The sequence below is a fragment of the Arcicella rigui genome (genome assembly GCF_034929435.1).
In the GTDB taxonomy this organism is placed as follows: Bacteria; Bacteroidota; Bacteroidia; order Cytophagales; family Spirosomataceae; genus Arcicella; species Arcicella rigui.
Genome location: NZ_JAYFUM010000004.1, coordinates 1 through 15250, shown reverse-complemented (window position 1 = coordinate 15250; position 15250 = coordinate 1). Strand labels below are relative to the sequence as shown.

The window sequence follows — 15250 nt, the reverse complement described above, 5'->3', positions numbered from 1 at the left end:
CGGGCTATTCAGAACTTGAAAGATGACAAAAATCACTTGATTTTCTGCTTTTCGACACCTTCGTTGGTAATGATTACAGGTTTAATCAAGCCATTTTCATCAAAAAACATTTTATCAATACAAGTAACTCTTGAGTTTCCGTCGGTTTCTGTCAATGGTCTTCTGTGGTAAATCATGTACCAATCTTTGGTTGTAGGATTTTGAATAACCGAATGATGTCCTGCTCCAGTAGCAATTTTAGGGTCTTGTTGTAAAATTTTCCCAATTCTTTTAAATGGCCCAAAAGGTGAATCCGAAATGGCATAAGCTACGCTATAATTAGGGCCTGTCCAGCCACCTTCCGACCACATAAAGTAATATTTACCATCTTTTTTAAACATAAATGGCCCTTCTACATAGTTTTCTGGAGTAATTTCCTTAAAAATACTTCCATCATTATAAGGAATAAAACCAGTAAAGTCTTTTTTCAGATGAGCAATGTTGCAATGTTTCCAGCCGCCATAAATCAAATAATATTCATCATTATCTTTAAAAATAAACTGGTCGATTGGTTGAGCTCCATTGTGAAATTTATCAATCAAAGGTTTTTTAAGGTAATCTTTGAAAGGGCCAGCAGGTTTGTCAGCCACCGCTACACCGATTCCTCCGTACTCATTATCACTTTGAATATCGTTTGCACCAAAAAATAAAAAATACTTTCCATCCTTTTGAATAATCGAAGGAGCCCAAACGGCACGTTTTGCCCATTTTACGTTAGAAGTATCAAGAATTTTTGAATGTTTTGTCCAAGTAACTAAATCTTTTGAAGAAAAAGCATCAAAAAATACTTGTTTGTCGTAAGGAGCAGAGTAAGTGGGATAAATCCAGTACTCGTTGCCAAAAATGATACCTTCGGGGTCGGCATACCAGCCAGTGAAAAGAGGATTTCCAGAAGTCCTTTTGTTTTGTGAAAATGTACTTTCTGAAAAAAGTAAGAGTACAGTGAATAAAAGTAAATGTTTCATAATTTTTTCTTGGATAAAAGAGTGTTTAATTAAACGAAATGGAGAAATGTAAATGCTGAAAATTCACTAAGCGGAGGATTATGAAATTTCGTTTTCTACTCATCGCCATTGAAGCAAATGTAATAGCTTTTTTAGAAGTACTTATCCGCCTTTTGATTTTGCTCTGAAAATGCGGAAATTTGTAAAAAACATTATTTTATACTCTAATTTTCATCAATTTAATCTTTATTAAGAAATGCACATTGCCGTTACTGGAAACATAGGAGCAGGGAAAACATCTTTAGCAAAAAAATTAGCAGACCATTTTGGTTGGGAAGTATTTTATGAAGCCGTAGAGGGAAATCCTTATTTAGCTGATTTTTATGAAGATATGCCTCGTTGGGCTTTTCACTTGCAATTGTATTTCTTGAAAAGTCGATATGAACAAGTAATGCAAATTCAGCGGTCAAACAAAAGAATTATTCAAGACCGAACCATTTATGAAGACGCTTACATTTTTGCCAAGAATTTACATCGCTCTGGCGTGATGTCTGAAAATGACTATACTACTTATAAAGGAATTTTCGATTTGATGATGTCGAATGTGAAAGCTCCCGACCTTACGATATACCTAAAGGCTGATTTGCCTAAACTGATTTCACAAATAAAAAAGCGTGGACGTGATTTTGAAAGTAATATTCCTATCGAATACCTAAAAGACCTCAATGCACATTACGAAGAATTTACCGAAAATTATACTTATGGTAAAATCTTGATTTTGGATGTAAATGATATGGATTATTTGAATAACCCCGACGATTTGAACATAGTTATCCAAAAAGTGGATAAAGCCTTAATTTATGAGAAGGTTTAATTTTTTGGCAATAGGCGATAGGCTTTAGGCAAAAAAAAAGAAAAAGCAAAATTTAGTCTAAAGCCTACGACTTACAGCCTATTATCGGCTTTTTAATTCTTTCTACGAAAATATTCGTAATAAAATTTGCTATTACGAATATTTTCGTAGTATATTTGTTACGAAAATATTCGTAGCAAATAAAATATAATATGGAAGGTATCAAACCAACAGAGTCGGAATTAGAAATCCTGCAAGTACTTTGGACATTGGGCAAAGCCAGTGTTCGGCAGGTAAATGACGAACTTTCAAAAGTTCGTGATATTGGCTATACCACAACGCTAAAGTTATTGCAAATCATGTTTGATAAAAAACTGGTTTCAAGAACCGAGGAGGGAAGGTATCATGTCTATGAAGCAGCAGTAAGCGAGCAAGCAACGCAACAATTATTGGTTGACAAATTTGTTGACACCGCTTTTCGTGGTTCGGCAATGAAATTAGTGATGCAAGCTTTAGGAAATCATCAAGCTTCACAAGAAGAATTAGATGCAATCAAAAAGTTGATTGCATCAATGGAACAACAGTCTTAATTATGAATGATGAGTTATAAATTATGAATATTAAATGCTGATATTGAGTTTTTAACTCAAATAACAGTATTGTTTGTTTCATAATGAAGGACATTCATACAGCCCTAATTCAAAACTCATCACTCATAATTCATAACTAAAAATAACCTCTTATCAAATCCATGCAAAATTTATTAATTTTTTTCCCCGAAAATGTAATGTCAGCAATGGGCTGGACTTTACTTCATTCTCTTTGGCAAATTGTAGTGATTGCCATTTTATTAAAAGGCGTTTTTTATTATAAAAAACAGTCCGCTCATGCCAAATACTGGTCAGGCATCGGGAGTTTAGTTTTACAAAGCTTACTTTCAGTACTTACTTATTTTTTGGTCTTCGAGAATCATTCAACCATCAGCACTTATGAAAGTTCTCAGATTTTAGCCGCTTTAAAACCCTCAACAAGTAACCAAGTTCAAAGTGTAGCAAATGATACTTTCAGTTTTTGGACGGTTTTAACGAATTTCCTCTCAGCTAATTTAAGCATATTCGTAAAAGTATGGGTGCTTGGAATTTTAGTACTTTCAGTACGATTAATGGGTGGATATTTTTACACAGAACAATTGCGTTGGAAGCATACTAAAGTAATTAAAGGCAATACTTTGGCTACTTTTGAGGCTTTGTTAGAAAAAATCAACATCAACAAAGGCGTAAATTTATTAGAGTCATCTTTGGCAAGTAGTCCGATGACTATAGGTTTTTTACAACCTGTTATTCTTTTACCAGTGGGTTTACTAACAGGTTTATCAAATATAGAATTGGAAGCTATTTTAGCTCATGAGTTGGCACATATCAAAAGACATGATTATTTGGTAAATATCATTCAGTCGTTGGTAGAAATTATATTCTTTTTTCACCCAGCTATTTGGTGGATTTCATCTCGTATTCGTGAAGAAAGAGAAAATTGCTGTGATGATTTAGCCGTTCAGCTTTGTGGTAGTAATATTCATTTGGCTAAAGCTCTTACCAAAGTAGAAATTTTTCAACAGCAACCTATTAGTACTTTGGCAATGGGTTTTGCAGGAAAAAAACAAAGTTTGTTGGGCAGAATTCAAAGAATTTTGGGTGTTCAAAAAGCCAATTCGGTAAACCATGCAGGAATTATTCTGACAGGAATGTTGGTTTTGATGAGTGTTTTGGTTCTAAGTTTACCAACGGCTGATGCTCAGACCGTTCCTGCACCACCAAAACCGCCAAAAAGACCAGCTCCGCCAAAAGCTCACAAAAATGTTACTCATACTTTCTCGGGGAATGATATGCAAATTCATAACGGACAAGTATTTGTGAATGGTGTAAAAATACCGCTTTCTGAAAATGATAGTATTGCACTTTCAAAAGAGTTAAAAGCGATTGATGAGTTACAAGAACAAATGAAACCTCATCAAGAAGAAATGGAAAGTTTGTCAAAACAGATGAATGAGTTCAGCGTTAAAATGGAATCAGAATCAAAACCTATGAGTGTGTTTTCTGATAAAATGTCAAAATTAGGGACTGAATTAGGCAAATTAGGGGAAAAGCAAGCTACCCTTGCTACTCGAATGATTCATTTGAAAGAAGGTTCTCAAGCAATGAAAGATGCTCAATTGCAATCAGAGCAGATTGAAAAGCAAATGAATGAATTGTCTCGTCAGATGGAAGTTGAAGGAAAGAAAATGGATGAAGTTGGTCGCAGAATGGATTTGAATGCCGCACCGATGGATAGCTTAGGGAGATTGATGGACAAAGCCGCCAAACCAATGGAAGCGATAGGCAAAGAAATTGAAAAACATGCTTTGGCTATTGAAAAGATTTTACCTGAGCAGGCAAAAGTTTCAAGAAAAAGTCGTAGAAGTAGAATTTCTCCTGCTGATGCTCCTGAACCACCTTCGCCAGCAACTCCACCAGCACCACCTGCTGCTCCTAAAGCACCCAGTAAGCTTGATTAAGAATATATTTAATAAAAAAATCCCTCTTTGGTTTTCCAGAGAGGGATTTTTTATCTGTGACAATGAGGAGACTCGAACTCCTACAGGATTACTCCCACTACCACCTCAAAGTAGCGTGTCTACCAATTCCACCACATTGCCTTTTGATGGTGCGAAATTAAAGATTTTTTACTTAATTGCAAAGAATTTCGGGAGGAGGAAAGTCTATCTTTTTAAGAATAAGTTTTAACTCTTTGAGAATCAATCATATTAAACAGCATAAAAATAAATATTATTACAATGGCATTAGAATTTGAAGGTAGTTTGATAAAAGTACTGTCGGAAGTGAGTGGTCAAGGGAAAAATGGTGTATGGGTAAAGCAAGATTTTATTCTTGAAACTGCTGACCAATATCCTAAAAAAGCTTGCTTTACTGCTTGGGGAGACAAGACCGCAGACTTAAAAACATTTTCTTTGGGTGATAAGTTGAAAGTAACTTTCAGCGTGGAATCTCGTGAATACAACGAGCGTTGGTACACAGATTTACGTGCTTATAGAATTGAAGCCGCTGGCGAAGGTTCGGTTTCATCAACACCTGCTCCAGCTCCGAGAGCGAGTAGTCCCGCACCTCGTCCTTCAGCTCCTGTGGCTGATTTACCTTCTTTCAGCGAAGACGACCAAGATTTACCTTTCTAAAAAAAATTGGGTGTTAATTCAACAATTAACACCCAATGATTAAGCTATTTTCAAGGCTTTTGAACAAAGCCACTCTGGACGAGTAGTAGTAACTTTGGCTCTGAGTTCATTCAAAATGGAATATAAACCAAAATAAGTACGGTTGATATAAAGTCCATGCTGAGAACCACGAGCTACTTTTGATTTTCTAAGTTCTTCTAAATTTTGAAGTTTTTCAGCATATAGATAAACACTCTCAAAATAGTCGTCGTCGGCAAAATCGAACTCTTCTACGGCAAATGGCTTTCCTAACAAATAAATCATTTCTTTGAACAATTCAGTAAAGAACTTTGCTTCCTTATCAGTATCCGATTTTGTAATAAAATCTAAGGTTTTGAAAATTTGTACTGTTCGCTCTTCATCTTCCAAAGTATCGAAATTAATCAAAGCAAAATAATTGTCGTAAAATTCATCGTTGATTACTTTGATACATCCAAAGTCAATCACACCCATTGTTCCATCTTCACGCATTAAAAAATTACCTGGATGCGGGTCGGCGTGTACTTGTCTGAGTGTATGAATTTGAAAATCGTAAAAATCCCAAAGTAACTGCCCAATTTGATTTCTAACTTCTTGTGAAGGATTTGTCTTTAAAAATTCATTTAAGTGAAAACCTTTCAACCAGTCCATCGTCAGAATTTTATCACAAGAATACTCAGGATAGTATTTCGGGAAAAACAAACCTTCGATATGTGAGCAAGCTTCTGAAATTTCAACCGAGCGTTTTAGCTCTAAATGATAATCCGTTTCTTCAATGAGTTTTTCAGCTACTTCACCCATGTATCTATCAACATCATTTTCATTCAAGCCGAACATGGCAATAGCAATGGGACGAATCATTTTCAAATCACTTCCAATACTTTCTGAAACACCCGGGTATTGAATTTTTACCGCTAAATCAATTCCATCTTTTGTAGCTTTATGCACTTGACCAATAGAAGCAGCATTACTGGCGTTCATTTCAAAAGTATCAAAAAGTTCTTGAGGTGTTTTGCCAAAATGTTTTTTAAAGGTTTTCATTACTAAAGGCCCAGATAGGGGAGGTGCTGAATATTGCGACATTGCAAATTTCTCTCTGTAAGCTCTTGGCAACATTCCTTTGTCCATACTCAACATTTGTGTAACTTTGAGGGCTGAACCTTTCATTTCACTTAATGAAGAATAAATGTCGCTGGCATTATCTTGATGTAACTCGTCTCTACTAATAGATGGGTCAATAATTTTCTTAACGTTATGTTTTAAATAGTTACCACCGATTTTTACACCTGTTTGTACAAACTTTGTAGCTCTTGCTACTTTGGAGGTTGGGATTGAGTTTTGCTCTTTCATAAGAATAGAAAAAATCTATATCAATAGTTGAGTTTTCAGCACATTACAAGATGTATTTTTGTTAAATACTTGACTATCAATTTGCTTATGGTGCTTATGCTCAATTATTAATTAATATTGATTTTTTGATTATCGGTTTTGATAAATAAATTTTGCGAAGTCTAACACAGAATCGAGAGCCGTAGAACCTAACAAATCAAACGAAGTATTGACTGATTTTTCAATCATGGCATCAGTTTGTTCAAAGCCTTTGGTTTTGTCTTTCACCCAAAAATCTATAATCATTAAGAACTGTAACCAGAAAGCATCTGGATAGCGTTCGTCTAAAAATTTTCTGGCTTGTACTTCTCTACTCTCTTTTCCCTCCAACACAAGGTCTTTTGTATAATCTTTGAAAGCGTTTTTTAAATCTGTCATAAAGACAGGGGTTTTCAATTTTCGCTTGTCAATGAGTCGCCAAGTTTGTGAAGCGTAGCTTCTATGTTGTTTCAAAACTTCAATCCATGTGTAGTAAAATGCTAAAAGTTTTTCACGAACACTGTATGTTTCATATACACTTTCTGATTCGATTTTCTTTTTTGTTTCTTCAAAAAAACCGAGCCAAATGGCACTTTCTAATAATTCAAAAGAGTTGAAATGGTCGTAAAATTCACTCTCATTCATTTTCAACTTTTTTGTAAAAGCATAAACTGAAGCTGGTTGAGTTCCATTTTCAAGGAAGTACTCAATGTATGCGTGTTTGATTTTTTCTACTTTTTCCATGTTATCACTACATTCAAATCAAATTGATAGCCTTTATTGTGTTATTATATAAAAGGATAACAAGTATTTAAAAAGCATTGTTTCTAAATAGTAGAATTATTCGAGTAATTAAGGTTGGATTAAGATTTTTTGTGAAACACTTTCGCTTTCAGTTGACACATTTATGATATATTGTCCTTCACGAAGGCTTTCGTTCTTGAGATTGATAAAATTACTTTTCTGTTTTTGAAGGCTCTCTTCTTGGAGTAATCTACCTTGAAAATCAAAAAGTCGAATAAGTAAGTTTTGTTCTCCTTTAAAAGTAGTTCTCAAGCGGATACTTTTACCTGTACTCACTGGATTAGGTTCAATATTAATACTTAACTTATCTGTTTCTCCCAGTGGTTCTATGTTATTAAGTAAAGCCTGTCTTTTGATACTTAGACTCAGAGCTGCTCGGCTTCTACTTTTTTGGTCATTTGTAAAAATATTCATACATCTGTCAGGCGAATAATCCATATAATTTTCAATCATATTGGTTACACGTACTACACAAGATGAAGTCATTTTATCGCATGAAGTAGTAAGATTTAATTTCTCAATTTGTGGCGTATCGTTACAGTAATCAGTACCACATTCTTCATCACCATTGGGGTGTAATAAACCCAACCAATGTCCAATTTCATGGGTAGTGGTTCTTCCTAAATTATAGGTGGATGACAAAGTACCACAACAAGTACCAAAATTTCGGTAGTCAATTAAAACTCCATCAAAAAGCTCCATCTCAGCAATGTCTTGAGAAGTACCTCCTAAGCCATCCAATTTGCTGTCATAAGGAAAACTGGCATAGCCAATTACACCATTGAGTCCTTTTAGCACCCAAATATTAAGATACCTTTCGGAATCCCATTGAATGATTTTTGCAATCGTATTTTTGTCATCAACGAAGCTAAAGCCATTTTGTGTAATGTATGTTCGGGTAATACCTGTACTTGTATTACCGTCAGGGTCGGTTGTAGCCAAGACAAACTCAATTTCCATGTCAGCACCAACGGCATTGGTATTGTAGCCATTTGTACCTTCTTTTTTACGATAATCTTCGTTGAGTACTCTAATTTGTGAAAGAATTTGTTCATCCGAAATGTTTGTTCCACCGATGGCATTATTAGCATTGTTATGAAGTACATGCACAACCACAGGAATCTGATATACTTTATCGGTGATTCTGGCTTGGTTTTTATTTTGTTCTTGAATTTTTTGGACTTGTGTTTCAAAATTGGCTTTTCTTTGTTGCCAATTGCTATATTTTTCTTGGAGTTTTTTGTCGGCGATGGCAACGCCACAGCGGTCTTGAGCAATTAATAGGGAAGGAATCGAGAGAAAGATGGCGAATAATATTTTTTTCATGTTTATCTAATTAATTTTACCCTTAACGAAATAAAGGCTTTGGTTTGTATTTACATAATACTTACCAAAGCCTTTTATCTTTTTTGTCAAATAGCCTTTTACTTTTCGGCTTCTGATTTCTCGTAAGCCATGATAATATCACGAACTAAGCGGTGGCGAACTACGTCTTTACCATCTAATTCTACAAATGCAATGCCTTTGATATTTCCTAAAATTCTGCCTGCTTCTGCCAAGCCTGATTTTACTTTTGAAGGTAAATCTACTTGTGTTTTATCACCAGTGATGATTACTTTTGAATACATTCCCATACGTGTAAGGAACATTTTCATTTGCATTGGCGTAGTATTTTGGGCTTCATCTAATAAAATAAAGGCATTATTGAGCGTTCTACCACGCATATACGCTAAAGGTGCAATTTCAATGACTCTGTTTTCGATAAAATATTTTAACTTTTCGGGCTGAATCATATCATCGAGGGCATCGTATATAGGGCGGAGGTAGGGGTCTATTTTCTCTTTTAAATCACCTGGCAAAAAGCCCAAATTCTCGCCAGCTTCTACCGCAGGGCGAGTAATAATGATTTTTTTTACTTCTTTATTCTTGAGAGCCTTTACGGCAATGGCAACAGCCGTATAGGTTTTACCCGTTCCCGCTGGCCCTACTGCAAACACAATGTCATTTTTGGCAGCCGCTTCAACCATTTTTTGCTGGTTGGGCGTTTTTACTTTGATTACAACGCCTTTTGTCCCATACAAAAGCACATCGTCTTCTTCCTTTAAATGTACACTTGTTTCAGTGGCAGGATTTTTTTCAAGGATAAGATAAGACTGTACCTGTTCTTTACTAATCTTACCATATTTTTGATAATGTTGGATGAGTGATTCCAAAATCTCGTGGATTCGGACAATTTCTGGGAGAGAACCTCTTATAATAATTTCATTGCCACGGGAAATAATCTTACTCTGAGGGAATGCGGCAGCAACTTCTTTGATATTACTGTTTTCAACACCCAGAAAACCAACCAACTCAAGGTCTTCTAAGGTAATTACTTTTTCTGTCAAATCTGGAAAAATTTAGTTTAAATTGAATTATTATTAAACTTAATAAAAAAAAGGTTCAATTGTTGCATAAAACTCACATAAAATTGAATCATAAAATTTAGCGTTTGATAATCAGCAAATTAGGTTTGATACAAACTTTTATATTTCGGTTTTCTAAGTTTTTATTTGTAAAATTGTGTTGCGGATGAAATTTTTGAGAAAAAATTGAATTTTCAAAATCACTTCATCTTGAAAAAAGGCTTGTAATAATTGAGAATGGAACATTCAAATCAACATAACGGGAATTATAAAAAAAATGGCAATTATGCTGGTGGTCGTATCTCTGCCCAAAACAGGTGGCTGGATACTGGGCTTGGCAAAATTCCACCTCAAGCTACCGACTTGGAGGAGGCTGTTCTGGGTGCTTTGATGTTGGAGCGTGATGCCTTAACAGATGTTATTGATATTTTAAAAGTTGAGTCTTTTTATAAAGAAGCTCATCAAAGAATTTATGGGGCAATTACGCAATTATTTGCTAATTCTGAACCCATCGACTTATTAACGGTTAAAAATCAGTTAGTTTCTAATGGCGAATTGGAAATGGCTGGTGGTGTACAGTACTTAGCAGAACTTACCCAAAGAGTAAACTCCGCCGCAAATATTGAATTTCACGCCAGAATTGTGGTGGAACATTCCTTGAAACGTCAGTTAATTACGGTTTCTTCTGAAATCCAGAAAATGGCTTATGAAGATACAACAGACGTTTTTATGTTGTTGGATAAAATCGAACAAGATTTATTCAGAATTTCTGAGGCAAATATTCGTAAAAATTACTCTGACATGGGGCAAATTATGCGAACTGCCTTGTTGGAATTAGAATTAAAGAAAAACCAAAAAGAAGGTCTTACGGGTGTTCCAACGGGTTTTACTGCTTTGGATAGAGTAACTTCTGGTTTTCAGAAAACGGAATTAATCATTATTGCGGCTCGTCCGGGTATGGGTAAAACCGCTTTGATTCTTTCGGCGTGTAGAAATGCAGCAGTTGACCATGGTCAGGCAGTGGCATTTTTCTCCTTAGAGATGTCTTCGGTTCAATTGGTGAATCGTTTAATTTCTGCGGAAGCTGAATTAGAATCTGATAAAATCAGAAAAGGAAATCTTGCCGCACACGAATGGGCTCAACTTCATGCGAAAATCGGTAAATTAACCAACGCTCCGATTTTTATCGACGATACGCCTGCTCTTTCTATTTTGGAATTAAGAGCCAAAGCTCGTCGTTTGAAAGCTCAACACGATATTCAAATCATCGTGATTGACTATTTGCAATTAATGTCAGGAGATTCTGGTGGAAAAGGCCCAGGCAACCGTGAGCAGGAAATTGCTAACATTTCTCGTTCTTTGAAACAATTAGCCAAAGAATTAAACGTACCAGTAATTGCCCTTTCACAATTGAGTCGTGCGGTTGAAACTCGTGGTGGCGAAAAGAAACCACAGCTTTCAGATTTACGTGAGTCGGGGTCAATCGAGCAAGATGCGGATATGGTAATGTTTATCTATCGTCCTGATTATTATGGAATTACTCAGGATGAAGCTGGTAACTCTGTGGCTGGAATCGGAGAATTGATTATCGCTAAAAACCGTGCAGGTTCGTTGGATACTGTTCAATTAAGATTTATCGGAAAATATACCAAGTACTGCGATTTGGATGCAAGTGATTATTCAGGTTTTGCGGGCGATTCTTTACAATCTTTCCAACAAATTGACAATCCTGTGACCGCCTTTGAAAGTAGTGGTAAAATGTTGGGAAGTAAAATTAATAATTTACCTAATCAGCCAATTCCTTCGGCAACGCCATTTGGTACAAGTTTACCAAATCAAGACGTTCCGTTTTAAAATTTTATTTTTGAAAAATACTTAATGCTTGGGACATAAAAAAAGCTACTGATTTTATATCGGTAGCTTTTCTTTTTTGTGTATTAATGTTTCGGTAAATAAGGAAAATTAGAAGGTTTTACCCTAATCTCTAATCACTATTTACTTCACTGCTTATCGTAAATCTAATCTTACAACATTTTCAACGTGATGGGTCTGAGGGAACATATCAACGGGTTGAACAGCAGTAACTACGTATTTCTCATCCAATAAAGCCAAATCTCGTGCTTGTGTCGCTGGGTTACAGCTTACATATACAATTCTTTTTGGAGCAGCTTCTAAGAGTGTTCTTACTACTGGTTCGTCCATACCTGCTCTTGGTGGGTCAGTAATCACGATGTCGGGTCTGCCATGCTGACTAACAAATTCATTACTCAATAATTTTCGCATATCACCAGCATAAAATTCTGTATTTGTAATATTATTGATTTGCGAATTCACTTTAGCATCTTCCACCGCCATTTCCACATACTCCAAACCAATTACTTTTTTAGCTTGTCTGGCTACGAAATTGGCAATTGTTCCCGTTCCTGTATAAAGGTCATAAACAAAATCATTTGCTTGAATATCAGCGTATTCACGAGTGATTTTGTAAAGTTCGTAAGCTTGTTTTGAATTTGTCTGGAAGAAAGATTTTGGTCCAACTCTGAATTTCAAATCTTCCATTTCTTCAATAATGTATGGCAAACCTTTTACATTGACAATCTCTAAATCAAAGAAAGTATCATTGCCTTTTGTATTGATGACATAATTTAATGAAGTAATTTCTGGGAATTTTTCTGCCAAAAAGTTCATCACTAAATCAATGTCTTCGGGCTTACAATAGGCAAATTGTACTACAACCATCAAATCACCAGTACTGGCTGTACGAATTACTAAATTGCGTAAAGCTCCCTTTTCTTGACGTACTTGTTCGTAATAATCCAAATTATTGGCAGCCGTAAAATCTCTCAAAGCCAAACGAATCGCATTTGATGGGTCGGGCTGTAAATAACAATGGTCGATATCCAAGATTTTATCATAACGTTTGGGAATATGAAAGCCCAAAGCATTTCTCGAAAACGATTCACCAGAATCAATTTGTGCTTGCGTCAGCCAGCGGTTCTGTGAAAAAGTATATTCTAATTTATTACGATAATAAAAGGTTTCCGAAGAAGGAAAAATGGGTTTGATTTCAGGAAGATTTACTTTTGCAATTCTTTCTAAAGCATCAACTACTTGCTTTGTTTTAAAATCTAATTGCGTTTTGTAATCAATATGTTGCCATTTGCAACCACCACAAGTACCGAAGTGCGAACAAATGGTTTGAGTACGATAGCTTGAAGTAGGACGAATATTGAAGGCAACCGCTTCCATGAAGCTTTTTTTAGATTTCATTACTCTTAAATCAGCATAATCGCCCGGAGCAACTGGTCCTTCAATAAAAATTACTTTATCTTCAATTCTACTTATACACTTTGCTTCTGCGGCAAAGTTTTCTATTAAAACATTCTCGAAAATGATATTTTCTTTCTTATTCTTTTTCATATTGTGCAAAAATACGAAGGAATGAAATTATTATTGTTAATCAAGCAGGAGTTTTCAGAAACTTAGTTCAATTTTGTAGTTGAATCATTACACAATTATTTCATCCTTAGTAATTAAATAGATTATATTAAAGCACAATAAATTTTTATGAAAGATAAAGTTGTCATTATTACAGGGGCTTCTTCGGGCATTGGAAAAGCGTTGGCTTTTGCTTTTGGGCGTGAAGGGGCAAAAATTGTCATTACAGGTAGAAAAAAAGAAGCATTAGTTGAAACAAGTAATGAATTAACACAACAAGGAATCGAAAATTTACCGATTGTTTCTGATGTAAGTGTTGAAAAAGATAACTTATCGGTGGTGAATCAAACTATTGAAAAGTATGGAAAGATAGATGTACTTATCAATAATGCTGGCGTTTCGATGCGTGCTATGTTTGAGGACTGTGACCCAGAAGTATTCAGAAAAGTGATGGATATTAATTTTTTTGGAACAGTTTATATTACCAAGTACGCACTGCCTTATATCAAAGCCACCAAAGGCTCAATTGTTGGGGTTTCTTCTATTGCAGGATACAGAGGCTTACCTGTAAGAATTGGTTATTCGGCTTCAAAATTCGCTTTGAATGGTTTCTTAGAAGGACTTCGTACTGAGTTGTTACATACTGGCGTTCACGTACTTACGGCTTGTCCGGGTTTTACGGCTTCAAATATTCGCACAGCTTCATTAGGAGCAGATGGAAATTCAAAAGGCGAAACTATGCGTGACGAAGGTAAAATGATGACTTCGGAAGAAGTAGCGGATAAAATTTTATGGGCTGTAAAAAATAGAAAAAGAGATTTAGTATTGACACTTCAAGGAAAAATGGCTGTGTTACTCAACAAATGGCTTCCTTCTTTGGCAGATAAGATAGTTTATAATACTTTGGCGAAAGAGAAAGATTCACCATTGAAAAGATAAATGTGTAATCTGCTTTAGGCTTTAAGCCGTAGGCATTAGGCAAAATGTTTATTAGAAGTACATTTGTTTTTGCTTATTGCTTACAGCCTAAAGCACTTCCACTTCATTAAAATCCCTATTTCTTCATTGTTAGAAAAGGGATTTTTTATTCTACCAACCAAATATCACTTTCTTTCAAATACAAGAATTTATCTTTCCAATATACTCTTCTCCAGATATCCGTTCCGCCAATTAGGTTTAGGCGGTGTCCTCTGTCAATCATTTCTACCACAGGAGCTACCGAAGAAGGTTCAGCCCTAAGTAACACGCCATCGTGATTGATAATGCCTTGGTGGTACTTATCTGGAAGATTTAGTAATAATGCTATTCCTGAAAGGTAAATCAATAAAAATATTTTTTGATTGAAGGGTGTATAATGTCTTTTATATCTTTTTGTAAAAAGAATGTAAAAAATATAAATTCCCAAAATCAGCATTGTTCCAATCAAAAAACCAGAGTATTTTTTGTAGAACAAAATCAAGAAATTAAAATCGTTCAGTTCGTAACCTTTCAATTCGTGGAGTTGAGCAATTTCATTGAGTTTAGATAAAATTTTCTCATTAGGTTCTTGTTGATAGGCTTTGTTTAAGTAATAAAGCGTTTTTAAAAAGTCACCTTTTTTTTCTTTGATAAAAGCTAATTTTAGAAAAAGTGTTGTAGCTGGTTTTTCAATCGAAGGGAGTGCTTGTTCAAAAAGAACTTCTGCTTGCGAAAAATTATCAGTTTTGTAGAGAGAATCTGCTTTTTTTAATGTGTTTACATCACTCTGAGAATAAGCAAGTTGTATCGTTGCTAAGTAAAAAGTGAAAAAAAATATGATTTTTTTTAGATAGTATGCTTGCATTGTATTCTTAATAATCGTAGTTTTGCACCGCAATTAAGGGAAACAATATGAGAAAAACAAAAGAAGTTTTTCGTTTCACTTAAAAAAGCAAATGATTCCGTAGCTCAGTTGGTAGAGCAATACACTTTTAATGTATGGGTCCTGGGTTCGAGTCCCAGCGGGATCACCAAAGAAAAAGCCATCGTTTTAGCTGAAGCGATGGCTTTTTTTACCAAAAAATAATTACCGATTCCGTAGCTCAGTTGGTAGAGCAATACACTTTTAATGTATGGGTCCTGGGTTCGAGTCCCAGCGGGATCACAGAAGATCGCCAGTGGTAATTTTCCCTTCGTG

13 protein-coding genes and 3 tRNA genes are annotated in these 15250 nt (G+C 35.3%); 8 read left to right on the top strand and 8 right to left on the bottom strand.

The window, feature by feature from the left end:
• Positions 1-32: 32 nt before the first annotated feature.
• Positions 33-1004: a glycoside hydrolase family 43 protein gene (locus VB248_RS03185; protein WP_323295283.1), complete on the bottom strand. Its 972-nt coding sequence runs from the start codon at positions 1002-1004 to the stop codon at positions 33-35.
• 235 nt (positions 1005-1239) lie between these two features.
• Here VB248_RS03185 and VB248_RS03180 point away from each other — a divergent pair, with 235 nt between their 5' ends.
• The 3 genes from VB248_RS03180 to VB248_RS03170 all read left to right on the top strand — a co-directional run bounded on the left by VB248_RS03180 (position 1240) and on the right by VB248_RS03170 (position 4387).
• A complete protein-coding gene (locus tag VB248_RS03180) occupies positions 1240-1857 on the top strand; it encodes a deoxynucleoside kinase (RefSeq protein WP_323295282.1) in 618 nt (205 codons plus the stop codon).
• Positions 1858-2057: 200 nt separating this feature from the next.
• Entirely contained in the window at positions 2058-2426 is a 369-nt protein-coding gene (locus VB248_RS03175; RefSeq protein ID WP_323295365.1) for a BlaI/MecI/CopY family transcriptional regulator, read from the top strand.
• Between the two features lie 161 nt (positions 2427-2587).
• Entirely contained in the window at positions 2588-4387 is a 1800-nt protein-coding gene (locus VB248_RS03170) for a M56 family metallopeptidase (protein ID WP_323295281.1), read from the top strand.
• Between the two features lie 57 nt (positions 4388-4444).
• Here VB248_RS03170 and VB248_RS03165 read toward each other — a convergent pair.
• A tRNA-Leu gene (locus tag VB248_RS03165) sits at positions 4445-4528 on the bottom strand.
• A 138-nt stretch (positions 4529-4666) separates the two neighbouring features.
• On the opposite strand from VB248_RS03165, the gene VB248_RS03160 reads away from it, so the two are divergent.
• A complete protein-coding gene (locus VB248_RS03160; protein ID WP_323295280.1) occupies positions 4667-5062 on the top strand; it encodes a DUF3127 domain-containing protein in 396 nt (131 codons plus the stop codon).
• A 39-nt stretch (positions 5063-5101) separates the two neighbouring features.
• On the opposite strand, the gene VB248_RS03155 is transcribed toward VB248_RS03160, so the two are convergent.
• From VB248_RS03155 to VB248_RS03140, 4 genes are all read right to left on the bottom strand, one after another.
• Complete coding sequence (locus VB248_RS03155) at positions 5102-6430, bottom strand: ABC1 kinase family protein (protein ID WP_323295279.1); 1329 nt, start codon at positions 6428-6430, stop codon at positions 5102-5104.
• Positions 6431-6559: 129 nt separating this feature from the next.
• The gene (locus VB248_RS03150; RefSeq protein WP_323295278.1) at positions 6560-7192 is read right to left on the bottom strand and encodes a TetR family transcriptional regulator C-terminal domain-containing protein; all 633 of its coding nucleotides are present in this window, start codon (positions 7190-7192) and stop codon (positions 6560-6562) included.
• Between the two features lie 108 nt (positions 7193-7300).
• Entirely contained in the window at positions 7301-8578 is a 1278-nt protein-coding gene (locus VB248_RS03145) for a M43 family zinc metalloprotease (protein WP_323295277.1), read from the bottom strand.
• Positions 8579-8676: 98 nt separating this feature from the next.
• Positions 8677-9639, bottom strand: a complete 963-nt coding sequence (locus VB248_RS03140; RefSeq protein WP_323295276.1) for a PhoH family protein — start codon at positions 9637-9639, stop codon at positions 8677-8679.
• Between the two features lie 255 nt (positions 9640-9894).
• On the opposite strand from VB248_RS03140, the gene dnaB reads away from it, so the two are divergent.
• Positions 9895-11511, top strand: coding sequence for a replicative DNA helicase (gene dnaB / locus VB248_RS03135; protein ID WP_323295275.1), 1617 nt, complete (start codon positions 9895-9897; stop codon positions 11509-11511).
• 153 nt (positions 11512-11664) lie between these two features.
• On the opposite strand, the gene rlmD is transcribed toward dnaB, so the two are convergent.
• Positions 11665-13077, bottom strand: a complete 1413-nt coding sequence (gene rlmD, locus VB248_RS03130) for a 23S rRNA (uracil(1939)-C(5))-methyltransferase RlmD (RefSeq protein WP_323295274.1) — start codon at positions 13075-13077, stop codon at positions 11665-11667.
• Between the two features lie 147 nt (positions 13078-13224).
• Here rlmD and VB248_RS03125 point away from each other — a divergent pair, with 147 nt between their 5' ends.
• Positions 13225-14034, top strand: coding sequence for an SDR family oxidoreductase (locus tag VB248_RS03125; RefSeq protein ID WP_323295273.1), 810 nt, complete (start codon positions 13225-13227; stop codon positions 14032-14034).
• Between the two features lie 145 nt (positions 14035-14179).
• On the opposite strand, the gene VB248_RS03120 is transcribed toward VB248_RS03125, so the two are convergent.
• Entirely contained in the window at positions 14180-14917 is a 738-nt protein-coding gene (locus VB248_RS03120) for a hypothetical protein (protein WP_323295272.1), read from the bottom strand.
• Between the two features lie 93 nt (positions 14918-15010).
• On the opposite strand from VB248_RS03120, the gene VB248_RS03115 reads away from it, so the two are divergent.
• Positions 15011-15086: transfer RNA gene (locus VB248_RS03115), tRNA-Lys, on the top strand.
• 58 nt (positions 15087-15144) lie between these two features.
• Positions 15145-15217, top strand: a tRNA-Lys gene (locus VB248_RS03110).
• The last annotated feature ends 33 nt before the right edge of the window (positions 15218-15250 follow it).